Here is a 16,152-nt window from a genome sequence, read left to right as displayed (position 1 = left end):
GGTCGCCCCAGCGGCTCACTCCAGCAGGCGGGCGATTTCATCGCTTTCGGGAACTCTGATCGGTCGGGCGCGACCGTTTTCCACCATCGTGATGCCATCGCTTGGCCTGCAAACCTCGCCTATTATTTGCGCGGCTACCCGGTTGCGCCGTAATGCCTGGACGATTCGCATCGCGCTGCGAGGTCCAGCGACAATCAGCAAAGCCCCGGAAGCGAGCATAGCGAGCGGATCGAACCCGAGCAGGCGCGCCAGCAGCCGCGTTTCATGAAGCACCGGAATCTTTTCTTTCCACACTCGCATGCCCACGCGGCCTGCACGCGCCAGTTCAACGAGCCCGGTGAGCAAGCCGCCTTCGGTGGGGTCGTGCATCGCGTGGACTTCCCCGTGCGCGACCGCCACCTGTGCGTCACGCACCACGCTGATGCCGGGCTTCGAGAGTAATCGCTGCGCGTGTTTGAGATGCTTTGCCGCAATCCTTCCCCGCAATTCGTGCGCTTTCTCTAGCGCCAGGATGGCGGTGCCTTCAATGGCCACGCCCTTAGTGAGGATCACCTGGTCGCCCAGCCTCTGCCTTTCCTTGCGCACCAGTTTGTCCAGCTCGACTTCACCCAGCATCTGGCCCACAATAATCGGACGGTCGAGACCTATGGTGATCTCGGTGTGACCGCCGCACAGCGTGATGCCAAGCGCGCGACAGGCCTTCAACGTTTCACCAAAAACTTTCTTGACCAGGGCGTCCGTGGTCTTCTTCTCCGGAAAAAGAAACGTGGCGAGGAACCACCGCGGGCGCGCGCCCATCGTTGCAAGGTCGTTGGCATTGATGTTGACCGCGTACCAGCCGATGCGGTCAGCCGTGAAGGTTATGGGATCGGTCTTGGCAACCAGAAGCTTCCCGCTGGTCTCGAGCACCGCTGCGTCCTCGCCATAACGCGGCCCGAGAACAACTCCGGAGGACGCTGGGGCTGCGCATGATTTCAACAATTGTTCGAGCAGGCGCGGCGGAAGTTTTCCAGCCGGAAGCGGTTTTGATTGCGGCATTGCAGCCGAGTATATCGCGCCGCGCGCCGGCAGAACAGTCGGTCCGGGTAAGCCGCAGCAGCAGAGGCTTGTCAGGACCCGCGCAAAAGGGTAACCTCGCTCTCTTGGCGACTATGAACAAGGTGATCGGCGTTATTCCGGTGCGTTTGGAATCAACTCGCCTGCCTCGCAAGGCGCTCCGGCTGATTTGCGGGCATTCCATGATCGAGTGGATCTATTGCCGCGCGCGCGCCTGGCCCGGCTTTGCGCGACTGGTGGTGGCGACCGATTCTGAAGAGGTGATGGCGCATTGTGGCGCGCTCGGGATCCCGGCCACGCTGACTTCATCCGCGCACCGCTCGGGTTCAGATCGCGTGATCGAGGTGATGGGCCGCGAGCCTGCGGATTTATACGTCAACATCCAGGGCGACGAACCCATGGTGACCGCGCAGCACATCGAGCTGCTCATCGCGCCTTTTCGCCAGCAGAAGGTCACGACGGTTACAACGCTGAAGGTGGCGATCACTCCCGAAGAGGCCGCGAATCCGAATGACGTCAAGGTTGTGACGGACCATAGCGGCCGCGCGCTTTATTTTTCGCGCTCGTCGATCCCATATGACCGCGCCGGCGCAGGTGGTGTGCGATATTCCAAGCATCTGGGATTTTACGCTTACACGCGAGAGGCGCTCGCGACGTTTGGCAAGCTGGCGCCGTCAGAGCTGGAATCGGCAGAGGCGCTCGAGCAGCTTCGGTTTCTCGAGAATGGAATCCCGATTGATGTGGTTGAGACCGCGAACGATACGGTGGGAGTGGATACGGAAGGCGACCTGCGCAAAGTGGAGGAGTACTTCCAGCGGGAGAACATCACTCTGCCCGTTACACGATAAGGATTCTTGCGTCGTGCGCGATAGTCGAGCGTCACGTGCTTACTGCTCCCCGATCAAGTATCGGCAACCCTGCGGTCCCATGCGAGCGGAATGGATCGTATCGGCGGCAACATCACAGCGATCACCAGCCTTGTAGGTGCGCGTCTCGCCCTCGGAAGTCAGCGTCATCTCCCCATCGAGGATCACATGCGCGGTGATCATTGAGTGGGTATGATCGGGATAGTAGGCTCCAGGACCATCCTGCCAGACAAAGGTCCTGCCAAAACCCTCCTCGTGGAGTTTGTTCTCCCAATCCTTGAGCTTCATGGCGCCACTCTCTTGGTCGATCTCGCTCTGACGCAGCAATGGCATTTCTGGAGTTAAGTCCAACATAATGCTACACCAATGGAATTTCTTTGAAGCAGAAAAAGCGAAAATGTGCCAAAATTGCACACATTTCCGCAGGGCAGAGGGGTGGTACTTTGTGATACAAAGTACTTGACAACGCTAATCAGCAGGTGTATTTCTTCTTTATGGCTGGAATTCGTCCCATCCGCCCCGGCTCATCCGACCCCCTGGCGCTCGAAGCCCGCGCCATGGACAATCTCCGTTACATCCGCGAGACGATGGAAGGCGCGGCATCGTTCACGGCGGTTCCGGGCTTTGGCGGCATGTTGATGGGCGTAACGGCGCTGGTGGCGGCTTACATTGCCTCCGCGCAGCCTGACGCTACCCTCTGGCTGGGCGTCTGGATTATTGAGGCGGCGGTTTCCTGCCTGATTGGCGCCGTCGCCATGCTGCAGAAGGCGCGCAAGGCAGACACGCCGTTGCTCTCCCAGCCGGGCCGTCGTTTTGCGCTGAGCCTTTCTCCTCCGCTGGTTGCCGGAGCCCTGCTCAGTCTATTTCTTTTCCGCGCCGGCTCCATCGCCGTTCTCCCGGGCCTGTGGCTGCTGCTTTACGGAGCGGGAGTGGTCACTGGCGGAGCGTTCTCCGTCCGAGTCGTTCCGGCGATGGGCGTGGCCTTCATGGTTCTGGGCACGGCCGCACTCTTTTCGCCCGCCGCCTGGGGAGAAATTTACATGGCCGTAGGTTTTGGCGGCCTGCATCTCATTTTCGGCGCGATTATCGCCTGGAGGCATGGTGGGTAAGACAAACGCATGGATACGCGAGCAGGGCGCGGAAGCCGCCAACGACGCTCCCGAGGAACGGAGCGTTCGAGTGGAAAAGGTCAGCCGCGCGTCTCGGCTTGACCGCCTGATCCATGAGCGCATTCGCCTGGGCATTGTGAGCGCGCTGGCGGTGAACACTTCCCTCAGCCACAACGAGCTCAAGCAGTTGCTCAAGACCACTGACGGCAATCTCAGCGTCCACGCGCGCAAGCTGGAGGACGCCGAATATATCGAGTGTGTCAAGTCGTTTGACGGGCGCCTGCCCCGCACCGTCTATCGCCTGACGCCCGCGGGCCGCAAGGCGCTTGAGAATTACCTTGACCACATGGAGGCATTGATCCGGGCCACGCGCGCGCAGTGAGCACGGCAAAATTTTTTTCGCAGGCAACTTTATGATGCAAAGTGCAATCGTTGAAATTCAGGGCAGCCGCCGCCCGAAATTGTTTCTCGCCGCTCTTGCCGGATGGTTGCTGGTGTTGCCGGCAGGCTTTTTCCTGGCAGGCGCAGTGGCTCGCCAGCTTCAGCCCAGGCTAGCTCAGCCGGGCAGCGCGGGTTGGATGATCTTTGAATGGGCCAGGACGCACGTCTCGCATCTGGATGCGGCGCTGATGTTCCTCGCCCTTCCCCTGGCCGCTTTGGTGGTGGGCGGCTCGGCGCTTTGGCGCGAGTGGTGCAGAAGCCAGGCCCTTCGCCGTGACGCAGCCGCGGCCGTTCAACTCCTGGCGCGGCAGCTTGGGACGGTGCTTCTTGCGGCGGCGGTTCTCGCGGCAGGAGGCATTCTCACATTTGCAGTCCATCAACTGATCGTGGGCTGAGGCCCTCGCAGCGGGGAGTGCGGGGCCGGCCCCGAGGCCCGGAACGAGTCGTAAATGCCCGGAGGTTGTTTCAAGATGCAAAGTCCTTCCCAGTCTGATCGCACCGGTCTTCACGTGGCCATCATCATGGATGGCAGCGGACGGTGGGCACGCGAGCGTGGCCTGGAGCGCCCGGAAGGCCACCTGGCCGGCGTGGAAACCGTGCGGCGGATGATTGCCGCCGCGGCCGATGCGGGCGTCAGCACGCTCACGCTCCATTCCTTCAGCTCGGGCAACTGGCAGCGCCCGCCGGAAGAAGTGGCGCGCCTGTTCGGAATTTTTGAGGATTTCCTCTTCACCGAGCCCACGCTCTGGATTTTGAGCGGCGTCCGCTTGAGCGTCATCGGCCGGCGCGACCGCCTGCCCGCCTCGCTGCTCCAGACCATCGAGTACGCCGAGAGCGCAACCAGCGGCTGCACGCGATTCCACCTGCGCCTGGCAATTGATTACTCCGCGCGGCACGCCATTCTCGAAGCCGCCCAGCGGTGGAATGCGGCGGGCCCGCAGGGGTCAAGCCCCGAAGATCAGAAGGCAGAATTCGAGCAGCTATTGGCCGGCACAGAGGGCGAAGCGGTTCCCGAAGTCGATCTTCTGATTCGCACCGGCGGCGAGCAGCGGCTCAGCGATTTTATGCTGTGGGAATGCGCCTACGCCGAGCTCTATTTTACTTCCGTGCTCTGGCCGGACTTTACCGGCGAAGACCTCCGCGACGCCCTCAAGGAATTCCATTCGCGCGACCGCCGCTTCGGCGCCGTCCCCGCCGCGGTAGAGCAATTGTAGAGGAGGGCTCCGCCCTCCCGTTCTTGATTCAAGTCAGTACAGCGGGAGCCCAGGGGGCTCCCCTACGAAAACCGCGGTTTGTAGGGGAGGGCTTTGCCCTCCCGCTTTTGGTCCAAAGTGAATACAACTACGAAAACCTGCAATCAACCGAGGCGCCGCTATATGCATGATGAGGCATCAGACGACAAAAAAACTTCCTTACCAAAGCGCAAGCCCATCCGCCTGCCTCGGATCGACTACGCGAATCCCGCGAGCGTATTCAACCTGACAATCGATGCCGAACAGCGCCAGCGATACTTCGTGAAACCGCAATTTAATGACGAAGTCGTTGCTGTGTTGCGCGGGGAGGCTGTGCGGTGCCGATGCCCCATTCGGATCTATTGCTTGATGCCGACGCACCTCCACCTGCTGGCGAACCCCGGGTCGCGTTCGCTAATCGACCTTGTTGGCGCGTTCAAGAAGAAGACAGCCGACCTCGCGCGCGAGACCTGCGGGATCAAGAAGCTCTGGCAACGCAGCTTTTTCGATCATCGGCTTCGCTCGTACGAGAGCGAGATGGAGCAGTACGAATACATCAGCATGAATCCGGTACGGGCCGGCCTAGTTGACCATCCAGATGATTGGCCATGGACCGGTAGCGTGCAGATCAGTTGACGTTCGGCCTTGTAGGGGAAGGCTCCGCCCTCCCGTTCTTGATTCAACTCAGTACAGCGGGAGCCCGAAGGGCTCCCCTACGAAAAGCGGAGAGGAAATCCCATGGGCGACAAAACTGTTTTGGCATTGCGTGTACTCGCCGGGGCGGCGGTGATGGGAGTTCTCGGCGACCTTCTACTTCGGCAGTTTCCCTGGGGCCTGAACGTCTTCCTGTGGCTGACAGCGCTGGCGGCGACGGTGGCCATCATTCTCCGGCTTCACCCTTCCGCCGGTGCCCGGGTAAACCGCTGGATGCTGGCGCCCGTGGTCGTTTTCGGGGCGTGTTTTGCCTGGCGGGCCTCCGTTCCTCTCAAGCTGATGGATGCCCTGGCGATTCTGGTGGCGCTGGCGCTGGCTTCTCCCCTGCTGGGCCGGGTGCGAGTGCCGCTGGCCAGCCTTTTCCATTATTTTGCAGCCGCGGTGGCAGCAGGCGCTTATACGGCACTCGGAACTTTGGCACTGGTTTTCGGCGACATCGAGTGGAAAGAAGTCTCGCGCGAAAACCAGGGGCGGCCGGCGCTGGCGGTGGGCCGTGGCGTGGCGCTGGCGGTGCCGCCGCTGCTGGTTTTCGGCGTGCTGCTGATGTCGGCTGACGTCGTGTTTGACAACCTGGTGCGTACAACGTTCCACATCAATTTGGAGCGGCTGTTCGTGCACGCTTTTACGATTCTCTTTTGCGGCTGGATCGTGGCAGGCTGGCTGCGCAGCCTCTTGATAGCAAACGCACTGCCCCAGCAACCGGGCGAACTTCCCCGCCTGTTTTCATTGGGCATCACCGAAGTGGGCATCGTGCTGGGACTTCTCGATCTGCTGTTCCTGGCCTTCGTCGCCGTCCAGGTGCGCTACCTGTTTGGAGGCGCGTCGCTGGTGGGAATCACCCCGGGGCTGAGCTACGCCGAGTATGCGCGCCGTGGGTTCTTTGAGCTGGTTGCCGTTGCCGCGCTGGTCTTGCCACTGCTGCTGGCGGCGCATTGGCTGCTGCGGCAGGAAAATCCCGCGCAAGCGCGCGTCTTCCGGGCGGTGGCGGGGGTGCAGATCATTCTTCTCTTCGTCATCATGGCCTCGGCGCTCGAGCGCATGCGGCTTTACACGGAGCAGTTCGGATTGACCGAGCAGCGCCTTTACGCCACCGCCTTCATGGGCTGGCTGGCGGTGGTGTTTGTGTGGTTTGCCTTCACAGTTCTGCGGGGCCGCCGGGAACGCTTTGCCTTCGGCGCCATGCTTGCAGGCTTTGCGCTGATCGGCGTGCTGCATGTTGTAAGCCCCGACGCGCTGATCGCACGGGTCAACGTGGAGCGTGCCCTGGAAGGGCGGCGCTTTGATGCGGGCTACGTTGTCGAGTTGAGCGCCGACGCTGTGCCGGCGCTGGCGGCGCATCTTTCGGAACTGAAACCACAGGACAGCCGCACGATCGCCACACGAATCCTGAAGCAATGGCCAGCCGGCCAGCGCGGCGACTGGCGGTCGTGGAGTTGGGGCCGCGCACGTGCCGCCGAAGCCGTCGAAAGCCATCGGGCCATGTTGGAACAGGTGTCCGGCACGGGCAGGCGATGATCTTGTAGGGGAGGGCCCTGCCCTCCCGCGCCAAAAAATAAAGCCCTCTCCCTCAAGGAGAGGGTGTCACGACTTGGCGTGACAGGTGAGGGGTATTTCGAAGCGCCGGGCGTCAGCCCGGCATGCCGCCCTGAAGGGCGGCGCTACAAGTACCCGCAGGAGCTTCGAGAGCTCTCCTTCAAGAACAACGGAAGGGATGCACCCATGAACAATCGAATCTGGTTCAAGCCCTGGAGATGGATTTACGCGCCGGTTTCGGCGGCGGGATGGCTGGCCGTGGTTCTCACGCTCCTGTTCTGCGCCAATACTTTCCTGGCAATTGACCGCCATTCGCATTCCGTGAGCGACACGCTCTACGGAATTTTCCCCTATTGGGTCCCGGCGCTCGGCATCCTGAACTGGATCGCCAGCCGCACGTCGGAAAAAGCCCGGTAGGAACGCGTAGCTAAGCCCGTGGCGGTCTGGTCTCGGGATGCGTGGCTTCAGCCATGCTGCAACCGGCGCCCGAAACCAGTTACCTCTAACTCGTGTATTCGTTGGATTAGCTACCGGCGGCCGGCCCGACGTTCAGGTGCGTGCTGCGAGATAAGCACGCCTGCCGACAACAGCGAAGAGAGGACCAAAACGGTAGCTGTCAGGCTACCGCACGCCAGTTTCTTCGCATGTTACAAACTTCATTGATCGCAGCATCGGCATCTTGCGATGAAACGTGCGGTTTCAATTCGCGCAGACGACCAGCCTGGTCAGATCCGCAGAGTTCGGCATCCGCTAACGTAACCATCAGAGCCGTAGAAAGCCTTTCGAGTTCTGCGACGCCCTTCCCCCCCAGCCATTTAGCGATAAACTGCACCTCGTCCCTATAGCGAGAGATTGTCTTCTCGTAGGCTGATTTGAAAGTTCCGCTGAGCTCGCCGGGAACCAAGGACGGACCGTATGGCATCTGAGGCTTGAGGCTCAACAGCAGGTTTGCCTGCATTCCGGTCAACTCATCCCGCAAATCGAATGAGAAGGGGCCGTACTTATAGAGAATGAAAGTGAAGCCAAGCGGAACACGCGCAAGCTCTTGCAGAAAATACGTAGCCTTCTGCAAATGGGTCTCCCCAGTCCAACTCCCGTTCGCAAGCAACTCTTCAGCCAGAGACAACAGAATGGCGTCCTGTTGAAATTGTTTGAGCATAGAAGCTCACTCTTCCTCCCTTGTTTTGATTATCGTATCACGGTTTTGACCAAGCCAGCGCAACGCGTCCTGACGAGCTGAAGGCTCAATGAAAACATAATCCACTGCAAATACGGGGATTTTTTTCAGGGTTTCCGACATTGAGACGGACGAGACAATGCGTCCGTCTCTTGTGTAGACTGGAAAATCGATTCCGCGTCCTTTTTGGCTGTATGAATCGCGCCTCACCCGCTCAGGGCCGAATTCCTTTTTCACCGCCTCAAATATCAAATCTACACATTCTATATTCTTAGCCAGATCGTCCGGATTCCTTTGATAGAGAAGGCGAAAATGTTCACGCCCGATTATCCGCCGTGCGGCGTCGTGTTGAGGACTGTTCGAATCAGCCGAACTCTTTAGCATGGCGGTTGTGACTTCGTTATCCGTGATTTCGAGGAGCTTGTCTATGTCGGTGGGAAAATGTCCACCCTGCAACCATGCCGTCAAGAAATCCTTGAGATGGATATCGTAGATTCTCCGGATGGGATGAAAATAAACTTGCGTGTACATGAAGTAACGGGCCCAAAGCAAAGCCTCGGCAGATTGGAGCCCACCTTCTTCGACGCCCAGCTCGGGTTCGTCAGATTCGCCGGGTTTGGGGAGAATTCGCAAAGTGTCAATGAGCCGGTAATGATCAAACCCGCCATACGGGACCCCGGTGTGTTTTGAATCCCGAAGCAAGTAATCCATTCGGTCAACACCGAACGCGTCGCCGCAAATAATCTCTGAGAGAATCGACTCCCACGGATTCAGTGAGTCAGGATACTTCGCAGGCCCAACAGCCAACTTGGCGATGTCTTCAGGTTCGACCTTAAGATTATTCCAGAGGGGTGCCATTTCATCGGAACGAATTATTTCAATAGTAAGGCGTTCGTGATCCCAGCCGTCAGGAAGAAGCTCCTTTTCGGCCGCGTGTGAAAAGGGCAAGTGGCCCAAATCGTGGCAAAGGGCCGCGAGCCGAAGGACTAATCGCCAATATTGGTATTCGTAGCCCTGTTGCTGCGGTACAAACTCCCGGACAACTTCGTGATAGATGTTATCCGGACGGCTAACGACATCGTAAACGCGACCCGCAAGTTCCATTACCCCCAAGGAGTGCTCGAACCTGCGATGGGTGGCCCCCGGATACACCAGATAACTCATCGCTAGCTGATGAATATGACGCAGCCTTTGCACCGGAGTGCTGTCGATCACCCTCCGCTCGCCGGAGTCGAATTTGATGAAAACGTGTAAAGGATCGCGAATTTCGTGAAATTTATTGGCCATCAACTTGTATCGCCCAGCTGGTTGGCGCGGACAATTTCCTCCTGTCCGTGGGCTACTCGTTTCGAAAAAGGCCACCGTCGGCAAACCGCTGACGGCAGTAACCCGACCAGGGGCCAATGCCCATGTTGAGAACCTGTTCAGCAAAACGAAATGAGAAATTCTGAAGTCTCGGCCGCAAGCGCATTGGGCTCGATCATCGCACGGGGCTCGTGAAGTGCGATGACACGCGCAAATTTATATACCTCAGTAACGCTAAATGCAAAGGAAATTATCGAAGCGCGGGTAAATGGTTACTGACATGCCAAGAACAAAGCGACAGATTTTTCGGCTTCTGTCTGCGTATGACGCAGTTCGCGAACGCTGGGCGCTGATTCGCACGGAAATGGCCCCTCACCCGCCCCGGCGCTGCGGGGCACCCTCTCCCCTCGGAGAGGGCGAGGATCTTTTGCTGCGTACCCGAATCCCACCGCTTGCGCGGTGGGCTAAAATCTATCGGCCCTCCGGGCCTCAGATTGTAGCGCAGGCCCTTGTGGGCTGCGGTCCTTGTGTGTTTTTCTAAGAGAAGGGCCGCGGGCCGTAAAGGACCGCGCGACAAGAACCGCAGGAGGTTTGATGCTAGGAGAAAAGGAGCGGGCGGCGATTGACCGTTTGTGGCAGAGGAAGCTGGAGCAGGATGCGAAGAAGCTGCCTCAGGCGGAGCGGCACCGCAATCTGGAGCCCGCAAGCGCGGAGTTTATTTGCGCGCTGGCGGCTGGCGCGGGCGCACAGAGGCTGGTTGAGATCGGCGGCTCCAGCGGGATTTCAACCATTGCCCTGACCGCTGCGGCGAAAGATGCCGGCGGCAAACTGATTTCGATTGAGATTGAAGCCGAGCGCCAGGCCGAGTCGCGCGAGACGTTGAGCTCCCTTGGTCTCGAGCAGGTGGTCGATTATCGCCTGGGAGACGCCGCTTCGCTGCTGCCGCAGCTTTCCGAAGTCGATTTTGCCCTGATCGATTGCGAGAAGGAAGATTACATCCGCTTCTTCGACATGCTTCAGATCGCCAAGGGTGGAATCGTGGTGGCAGACAATATTCTCTCGCACGGCCTCGAAGACTATGTGGCGCACGTGAGACAACGCCCGGGAGCCGAGTCCATTACGCTGAACATCGGCAAGGGCCTGGAAGTGACACGATTTCCGCAATAATGTAGGGGAGGGCTCCGCCCTCCCGTTATTGATTCAAATGAATGCGGCGGGAGCCCGAAGGGCTCCCCTACGGCCTGCGGTTCTCAATGAGGATTGCATAATAGAATGACGGATTTCCGTAGCGCCGGGACGGCGGCGCTACGCGAGCTTGTCATCATATTTTATTTTGCGATCCTCAGTAGGCGTTTTATTAAAGCAAGGGCCGCGGGACGTAAAGACCGCGATACAAAAGGCGAGGAATTGCATTTTGAATTCATCCGAGACTGGCAAGATTCCAACGCGCGTGATTGTTGTCCAGCTTGTCTTGCTGGCGGTAGTCACCGCGATGATCGCCTTCGTCAAAGTTTACGAGCCGCGGGCGGAGAAGGCGCAGGCAGCCGCGCGAATCGCTGAGCGCGACACTCGTATCCAGGATTTCTTCAACTCCATGGTGGCGGAGGATTACGGCCGCACGGTGGAAGCGCCCGGCGTCGGCACGACGCACCCGCAAAGTTTGAGGAGCACTCCCGCGGTCGCGAACGTGCAGCAGACGCTCGGCGCGGCCGACACCAGCACCACGGATTTTGCCGACGGGCTCCATCTGACCTGGATCGGCACGGACCACACCCTCGAAGCCAGTTTCAATCGAGGGCAGCTCTATTGCCTGTCGCTCAAAGACAACAGCACCGGCCACGGGCAGAGCGTGTACGTCTCAAGCGCCAACTGGCAGCCGTTTTAAGAACGTAGCGCAGGGTCCTCACTGCCTGCGGTTTACGTGCTTTTCGACCAAAAGGCCGCGGACCTCCAGACCGAAGGTCCACGCTACCAGAACAAGAGCCACGAGCCATACCGATCCGCGCTACAATGCATGGCGCGAGAGAAAGCCAATCCACACCCGGAGAGGGCCATTATGCGAATGAAATCCGCATTCACCTTTATCGCTCTTTTTGCGCTGGCCGCGTGGCCGGGCTTGCGACCTGTTTTCGCCGCCAGCCCTGGCGCGCGCGCGCAAGCAGCCGCGAATCCGGCGAACCTGCAGATCTACGTCATCGATGTTGAGGGTGGGCAGTCCACGCTGATTGTGACGCCGGCTCACCAGTCGCTGCTGGTGGATGCGGGCTGGGCGGGCTTCAACGGCCGCGATGCGGACCGCATTGTGCAGGCTGCGAAGCTGGCGGGAATCAATCGCATCAATTTTCTGCTGATCACGCACTATCACGCCGACCATGTCGGCGGAGTGCCGCAGCTCGCCGAGCGCATCCCCATAGACAACTTCCTGGACCACGGCCCGGACGTAGAGAAAAGCGCGGATGGCCCCAAGCTTTATTCCGCCTACCTGAAGGCCACGCAAAAGGGGCGGCATCGAGTGGTGAAGCCCGGCGACACAATCCCGCTACGCGGGGTGAAAGTCGTGGTGGTTGCGGCGGCGGGCAGGCATCTCGAACAGCCGCTCGACGGCGCCGGCCAGGCGAACCCGTATTGCAACGAAACCAGGCCCATGGAGATGGATCCTTCGGAGAACGCCCAGTCGTCGGGCATAGTGCTGACTTATGGGAAATTCCGTTTTGTCGATCTTGGTGACCTCACCTGGAACAAAGAAATCGCGCTGATGTGCCCGGTGAACCGGCTGGGCCGGATTGGCGTCTTCCTGGCCAGTCATCACGGGGAATCCATCTCGAATTCCAAGGCGCTCGTTTGGGCGATCGAGCCGCGCGTGACCCTTATCGACAATGGCGCGACGAAGGGCGGCACGCCCGAGGCGTGGCAGCGGATCTACGAAGCGCCGGGCCGCGAGCGCATCTGGCAGCTTCACTATTCGGAGGCAGCCGGCAAGGACGCCAATGCCGGACCGGACTACATCGCCAACGCGCACAAGCAGCCGGACCAGGGCCACTATCTCGAGGTTTCCGCGCGTCCGGATGGTGGCTTCACGGTGATCAATTCCCGCAATGACTTCAAAGTGGATTACCCGTCCCCAAGGTTATCTTCACGATCAATAACTCCGTAACTCTAACCAGTCTTGAAGTACTTGCGGTGAGGTAAGTTTTACTTCGCCTCGGAGAAATTTGCCGTGCCAGGTTCTCAGGCGTGCGCTCCATTATCACTATCATTACTTGTCGAATCAGTACCTTGCCAAATCCCGGTCGGAATGGAGGGAGGCTTGCGAAGGAGCACGGCGGATAAATTTGCCGGGGCCGGGGTCAAACGCTGGAGGTGCGTGGTGAGAAAACACAACATGAATGAGATCCGACTCGAAAGCATCAGCCATGCGGGCAGGCGGCCTGTTGTGGCGGGACTGATTGGGGCGCTGCTGCTGATGCTGGCGATGGCAGCGGCCCCTGCGCCGTCGTTTGCGCGGATGAGCGTGGGAATCTTTGTCAACTTCGGTCCGCCGGCGCTGCCGGTTTATGTGCAACCGCCCTGTCCGGCTCCTGGATATATGTGGACGCCTGGCTACTGGGCCTGGGACCCGGCTTCGGGATACTACTGGGTGCCGGGCACTTGGGTGACTGCGCCCTTTGTCGGCGCGCTTTGGACTCCGGGCTATTGGGGCTTTTATGGCGGCGGCTATCGCTGGTATCCCGGTTATTGGGGACTCTCGGTCGGGTTCTACGGAGGGATTAACTACGGGTTTGGCTATACCGGCCACGGCTACTACGGCGGCTACTGGCGCGGCGGAAATTATTATTATAACCGCGAGGTGAACCATATCACCAACGTCCACATCACAAACGTTTACAACCAAAGGGTGGTGGTGAACGAAAGGGGTCCCCGCGTCAGCTATAACGGTGGCCGGGGTGGCATCAATGCCCGCCCCACGCGCGAACAACTGTCGGCTGAGCGCGGCCGGCGGTTTGGTCCCGTTGGCGAGCAGATGCGGCAGCAGCAGTTTGCGCGGTCAGACCGCATGCAGCGGGCCTCCGTTAATCACGGGCGTCCGGAAGTAACGGCAACGCCGAGGGCGGGAGAGTTCCATGGACGCGATGCTGTTCGCGCCGACCGGGCCGGAGCTCCGCATAGCGGGCCTTCGCCAACAACGCGCGGCCGCGAAATTTCGCGCCCCGCAGAACAGAATGCACGCTTTGATAACCGTGCTCCCGTTGAGCGGGTGAACCAGCGGCCCGCGTACACCAACAACCAGCAGCGTTCTTTTGAGCGCAACCAGCCACAGGCCCGGCCGCAGGAAGTGCGCCGGGTTGAGAACCGCCCCGCGCCGCAGCAGCATGGCAATTCTGCGCCGCATGAAATGCGCGGCGGAGGAAACGGCCACGGTGGGGGAAACAACCACGGTGGGCGAGGCGGTCGCCACTAGTTGCGCGAGCGCAGCGACGCGGGTTGCCATGCCTGAGCCCGGCACAGCACCCGCGCGCTCGCGCACAAGCAGGACCTGCCCATGCAGCGCCGAGCTCTAGCTCGGCACGTGCCCACCTGAAGGTGGGGGCCACAAGCGCCAATATCGCTGACGCACTACACTAAACGCCTTCCCCTCGCCACCGCTCGTGGAGCATGTTCGCGGCTTGCTTGGGGTGCCGGTCGCGCGTAAAGACGCCTTTATTGTTCATGCCGTTGGTGCGGATGATGCTCTGTGACGTTTTAAAGTCCGCAAAGCACCACATCAGGGTCCCCGCCATCGAGCGCTGGGCCGCAACGTCGAGGTAGCGGCTGATGGTTTCCGCCTGATATTCTTCCGACCACATTTCCGCCGGCGTGCCGTGCGAGCCCGGCAGGGCCTCCGCCCCGAACTCGGTAAAGATCGTGGGCTTTGGATAGGAAGCGTGCAGCGCGTCCAGTTCTTTGGCAAGCGCCTGGATCGCTGCGTCGAGCTGGCCGCCCAGGGTGTACCAGCCGTAATAGCGGTTGAGCGCCACCACGTCCACGTGCGCCAGCCATTCCGCCGGTCCGCCCTGCACGGCGGCGAAGGTGACGGGACGCGTGGCGTCGAGCTTATGGGCCAGCCCCACCAACTGGTTAAAGTAACCATCGCCGGCGGCGACGGCGCTCTGGCCAGCCGTCTGGCCAGAGAGCGGACGGCCCGCGCCGGGCTCGTTGGCGACGGACCACATGATGACGCTCGGATGGTTCTTGTCGCGCGCGATCAGGCTGCGAAGCTGGCTGCTGGCCATCTTTGTCCAGGCCTGGATGTACGCTTCGTTCTCAGAGAAGTTCAATCCCACGGCCGGGATTTCATCAATAATCATAATGCCGTAGCGGTCGGCCAGTTCCATGGCTTCTTCGGAGTAGGGGTAGTGCGACGTGCGGTAAGAGTTCGCGCCCACCCACTTCAGCAGCTCATAATCCCGAACGAGTTGCGCGTGGTCGAGTCCCTTGCCGTGCAAGGGAAAATCTTCGTGCTTGCCAAATCCCCGCAGCTCTATAGGCTTACCATTCAGCAGCAGTTGCTCGCCGCTGGCGGTGAAGGTGCGGACGCCGATTTCAAGCTGGTAAGCATCGGCCGGCTTTCCAGCCTCCAGCAATTCCAGGGTGAGCGGATAGAGATGGGGATGATCGGGAGACCAGAATCGCGCCGCCGGCAGCCTCAGTTCCGCATGCGCTTCGCCATTTGAGTACTTCATGTCTGCCGTGGCAGGGGCGCCGCCGGACCCGGTTTCGACCACGGCACGCCCGTTGCCGCTCCAGCCGTCACTCGCCCGCGCAGCTATCTTGATGACGCCGTCCTGGCCGCTAATTTCTGTGGTTATCGTGATGTCTTCGATGTGCGTCTGGGGGCAGGTGTAGAGCGCCACCTGCCGGTGAATGCCGGCATAAGGAAAGAAGTCATAGGTGGTGTCGGGGAAACCGTTGAAGAAGCCGCGACGACCAGGCGGATTGGCGGGCGGAACACGATCGGGCTTCTGCAGATTCTCCACGCGGATGACAATGCGGTTGGGAGCGCCGAGGCGCGCGTGGCTTGAGACCTCAAACGCAAAGGGCAGATGCCCGCCCAGGTGCTCGCCCAGCAGGACGCCATTCATCCATACTTTGGCAGCGTAGTTGACGGAATAGACCCGCAGGAAAATCCGCTGGCCCTGCCACGCCGTGGGAATCCACGCCTCATGCGAGTACCAGGCGTAGCCGAGGTAGTTGGCGGCGTCGTCAAACAAGTCGTTCCAACTGGCGGGAACCGGAATCACGCGCGGCGAGGGCAAACCGTCCTTCCAGTTGGCCTGCTCGCCCTCGCTTTTCGGGTCAAGCTGAAATTGCCAGAAGCCCGAAAGATCCATCAGGTTGCGAAACTGGTTCTGCTGCGGCCGCATGGCGCCCAGTAAGCCCGATTTTTCGGCTTCTGCCGGCGCGTCGTCTTGCGGCGCTTCTGGAACAAGACTTGCGGCTGACAGTGGTCCTGTACCGGCCGCCGCCGCGCCCCCGGCAATCCCAACGCTCATCAGAAAGTCCCTTCTGCTGATGCCCTCCACATTGTCCATGGCTCCTCCTCGGTGCCGGAAGTGTACACCGCGAAAGAGACGGATGCAAAGTGTCTTGTTTCAAATAAGGAGGGATTTTGAATGTAAATTTTACGTTAACCGTGTAATCTGACCGGACGGTTTATGAAACCAGGCTCCATACATCTACGT

Annotated in this window: 17 protein-coding genes; 12 read left to right on the top strand and 5 right to left on the bottom strand. The window is 60.0% G+C overall.

Annotated features, from left to right (window positions below; translation table 11 throughout):
* Positions 1 to 15 precede the first annotated feature (15 nt).
* The gene (locus VFQ24_10005) at positions 16 to 1,038 is read right to left on the bottom strand and encodes an AIR synthase family protein (protein HET9178674.1); all 1,023 of its coding nucleotides are present in this window, start codon (positions 1,036 to 1,038) and stop codon (positions 16 to 18) included.
* Here VFQ24_10005 and kdsB point away from each other — a divergent pair.
* Positions 969 to 1,904, top strand: a complete 936-nt coding sequence (kdsB, locus tag VFQ24_10000) for a 3-deoxy-manno-octulosonate cytidylyltransferase (GenBank protein ID HET9178673.1) — start codon at positions 969 to 971, stop codon at positions 1,902 to 1,904. The genes VFQ24_10005 and kdsB overlap by 70 nt on opposite strands.
* Before the next feature lie 39 nt (positions 1,905 to 1,943).
* Here kdsB and VFQ24_09995 read toward each other — a convergent pair whose 3' ends face one another.
* Positions 1,944 to 2,210: a cupin domain-containing protein gene (locus VFQ24_09995; GenBank protein HET9178672.1), complete on the bottom strand. Its 267-nt coding sequence runs from the start codon at positions 2,208 to 2,210 to the stop codon at positions 1,944 to 1,946.
* A gap of 206 nt (positions 2,211 to 2,416) precedes the next feature.
* Between VFQ24_09995 and VFQ24_09990 the strand changes: the two genes are divergently transcribed.
* The 7 genes from VFQ24_09990 to VFQ24_09960 all read left to right on the top strand — a co-directional run bounded on the left by VFQ24_09990 (position 2,417) and on the right by VFQ24_09960 (position 7,368).
* The gene (locus VFQ24_09990) at positions 2,417 to 3,031 is read left to right on the top strand and encodes a hypothetical protein (protein ID HET9178671.1); all 615 of its coding nucleotides are present in this window, start codon (positions 2,417 to 2,419) and stop codon (positions 3,029 to 3,031) included.
* The gene (locus VFQ24_09985) at positions 3,024 to 3,413 is read left to right on the top strand and encodes a transcriptional regulator (GenBank protein HET9178670.1); all 390 of its coding nucleotides are present in this window, start codon (positions 3,024 to 3,026) and stop codon (positions 3,411 to 3,413) included. The genes VFQ24_09990 and VFQ24_09985 overlap by 8 nt, the downstream gene beginning before the upstream one ends.
* Positions 3,414 to 3,444: 31 nt before the next feature.
* Positions 3,445 to 3,867 (top strand): hypothetical protein, encoded by a 423-nt coding sequence (locus tag VFQ24_09980; GenBank protein ID HET9178669.1) that lies wholly within the window; start codon positions 3,445 to 3,447, stop codon positions 3,865 to 3,867.
* A 75-nt stretch (positions 3,868 to 3,942) separates the two neighbouring features.
* Entirely contained in the window at positions 3,943 to 4,686 is a 744-nt protein-coding gene (gene uppS, locus VFQ24_09975) for a polyprenyl diphosphate synthase (GenBank protein HET9178668.1), read from the top strand.
* A 162-nt stretch (positions 4,687 to 4,848) separates the two neighbouring features.
* On the top strand, positions 4,849 to 5,340 hold the full coding sequence (locus VFQ24_09970; GenBank protein ID HET9178667.1) for a transposase: 492 nt from the start codon (positions 4,849 to 4,851) through the stop codon (positions 5,338 to 5,340).
* A 102-nt stretch (positions 5,341 to 5,442) separates the two neighbouring features.
* Positions 5,443 to 6,933 (top strand): DUF4173 domain-containing protein, encoded by a 1,491-nt coding sequence (locus VFQ24_09965; protein ID HET9178666.1) that lies wholly within the window; start codon positions 5,443 to 5,445, stop codon positions 6,931 to 6,933.
* A gap of 204 nt (positions 6,934 to 7,137) precedes the next feature.
* The gene (locus VFQ24_09960; protein ID HET9178665.1) at positions 7,138 to 7,368 is read left to right on the top strand and encodes a hypothetical protein; all 231 of its coding nucleotides are present in this window, start codon (positions 7,138 to 7,140) and stop codon (positions 7,366 to 7,368) included.
* A gap of 199 nt (positions 7,369 to 7,567) precedes the next feature.
* On the opposite strand, the gene VFQ24_09955 is transcribed toward VFQ24_09960, so the two are convergent.
* On the bottom strand, positions 7,568 to 8,110 hold the full coding sequence (locus VFQ24_09955; protein ID HET9178664.1) for a hypothetical protein: 543 nt from the start codon (positions 8,108 to 8,110) through the stop codon (positions 7,568 to 7,570).
* Between the two features lie 6 nt (positions 8,111 to 8,116).
* Entirely contained in the window at positions 8,117 to 9,415 is a 1,299-nt protein-coding gene (locus tag VFQ24_09950) for an HD domain-containing protein (protein HET9178663.1), read from the bottom strand.
* 612 nt (positions 9,416 to 10,027) lie between these two features.
* Between VFQ24_09950 and VFQ24_09945 the strand changes: the two genes are divergently transcribed.
* From VFQ24_09945 to VFQ24_09930, 4 genes are all read left to right on the top strand, one after another.
* Entirely contained in the window at positions 10,028 to 10,600 is a 573-nt protein-coding gene (locus VFQ24_09945) for a DUF1442 domain-containing protein (GenBank protein ID HET9178662.1), read from the top strand.
* Positions 10,601 to 10,847: 247 nt separating this feature from the next.
* The gene (locus tag VFQ24_09940) at positions 10,848 to 11,318 is read left to right on the top strand and encodes a hypothetical protein (protein ID HET9178661.1); all 471 of its coding nucleotides are present in this window, start codon (positions 10,848 to 10,850) and stop codon (positions 11,316 to 11,318) included.
* Between the two features lie 171 nt (positions 11,319 to 11,489).
* Positions 11,490 to 12,587, top strand: coding sequence for an MBL fold metallo-hydrolase (locus VFQ24_09935; GenBank protein ID HET9178660.1), 1,098 nt, complete (start codon positions 11,490 to 11,492; stop codon positions 12,585 to 12,587).
* 228 nt (positions 12,588 to 12,815) lie between these two features.
* A complete protein-coding gene (locus tag VFQ24_09930) occupies positions 12,816 to 13,892 on the top strand; it encodes a YXWGXW repeat-containing protein (GenBank protein HET9178659.1) in 1,077 nt (358 codons plus the stop codon).
* A gap of 160 nt (positions 13,893 to 14,052) precedes the next feature.
* Here the strand turns inward: VFQ24_09930 and uidA are convergent, their stop codons facing one another.
* Positions 14,053 to 16,002 (bottom strand): beta-glucuronidase, encoded by a 1,950-nt coding sequence (uidA, locus tag VFQ24_09925; GenBank protein ID HET9178658.1) that lies wholly within the window; start codon positions 16,000 to 16,002, stop codon positions 14,053 to 14,055.
* Between the last annotated feature and the right edge of the window lie 150 nt (positions 16,003 to 16,152).

It is taken from the genome of Terriglobia bacterium (assembly GCA_035712365.1).
Lineage (GTDB): Bacteria > Acidobacteriota > Terriglobia > UBA7540 > UBA7540 > SCRD01.
Note: the sequence above shows the minus strand (reverse complement) of the source record. Positions and strands in the feature narration are given on the sequence as shown.

Coding starts and splice junctions, on each gene's coding strand:
- VFQ24_09930 (HET9178659.1), top strand. CDS start 12,816: ATGAATGAGATCCGACTCGAAAGCATCAGCCATGCGGGCAGGCGGCCT.
- VFQ24_09960 (HET9178665.1), top strand. CDS start 7,138: ATGAACAATCGAATCTGGTTCAAGCCCTGGAGATGGATTTACGCGCCG.
- VFQ24_09995 (HET9178672.1), bottom strand. CDS start 2,210: ATGAAGCTCAAGGATTGGGAGAACAAACTCCACGAGGAGGGTTTTGGC.
- VFQ24_09945 (HET9178662.1), top strand. CDS start 10,028: ATGCTAGGAGAAAAGGAGCGGGCGGCGATTGACCGTTTGTGGCAGAGG.
- kdsB (HET9178673.1), top strand. CDS start 969: ATGATTTCAACAATTGTTCGAGCAGGCGCGGCGGAAGTTTTCCAGCCG.
- VFQ24_09990 (HET9178671.1), top strand. CDS start 2,417: ATGGCTGGAATTCGTCCCATCCGCCCCGGCTCATCCGACCCCCTGGCG.
- VFQ24_10005 (HET9178674.1), bottom strand. CDS start 1,038: ATGCCGCAATCAAAACCGCTTCCGGCTGGAAAACTTCCGCCGCGCCTG.
- uidA (HET9178658.1), bottom strand. CDS start 16,002: ATGGACAATGTGGAGGGCATCAGCAGAAGGGACTTTCTGATGAGCGTT.
- VFQ24_09950 (HET9178663.1), bottom strand. CDS start 9,415: ATGGCCAATAAATTTCACGAAATTCGCGATCCTTTACACGTTTTCATC.
- uppS (HET9178668.1), top strand. CDS start 3,943: ATGCAAAGTCCTTCCCAGTCTGATCGCACCGGTCTTCACGTGGCCATC.
- VFQ24_09970 (HET9178667.1), top strand. CDS start 4,849: ATGCATGATGAGGCATCAGACGACAAAAAAACTTCCTTACCAAAGCGC.
- VFQ24_09980 (HET9178669.1), top strand. CDS start 3,445: ATGATGCAAAGTGCAATCGTTGAAATTCAGGGCAGCCGCCGCCCGAAA.
- VFQ24_09965 (HET9178666.1), top strand. CDS start 5,443: ATGGGCGACAAAACTGTTTTGGCATTGCGTGTACTCGCCGGGGCGGCG.
- VFQ24_09935 (HET9178660.1), top strand. CDS start 11,490: ATGCGAATGAAATCCGCATTCACCTTTATCGCTCTTTTTGCGCTGGCC.
- VFQ24_09955 (HET9178664.1), bottom strand. CDS start 8,110: ATGCTCAAACAATTTCAACAGGACGCCATTCTGTTGTCTCTGGCTGAA.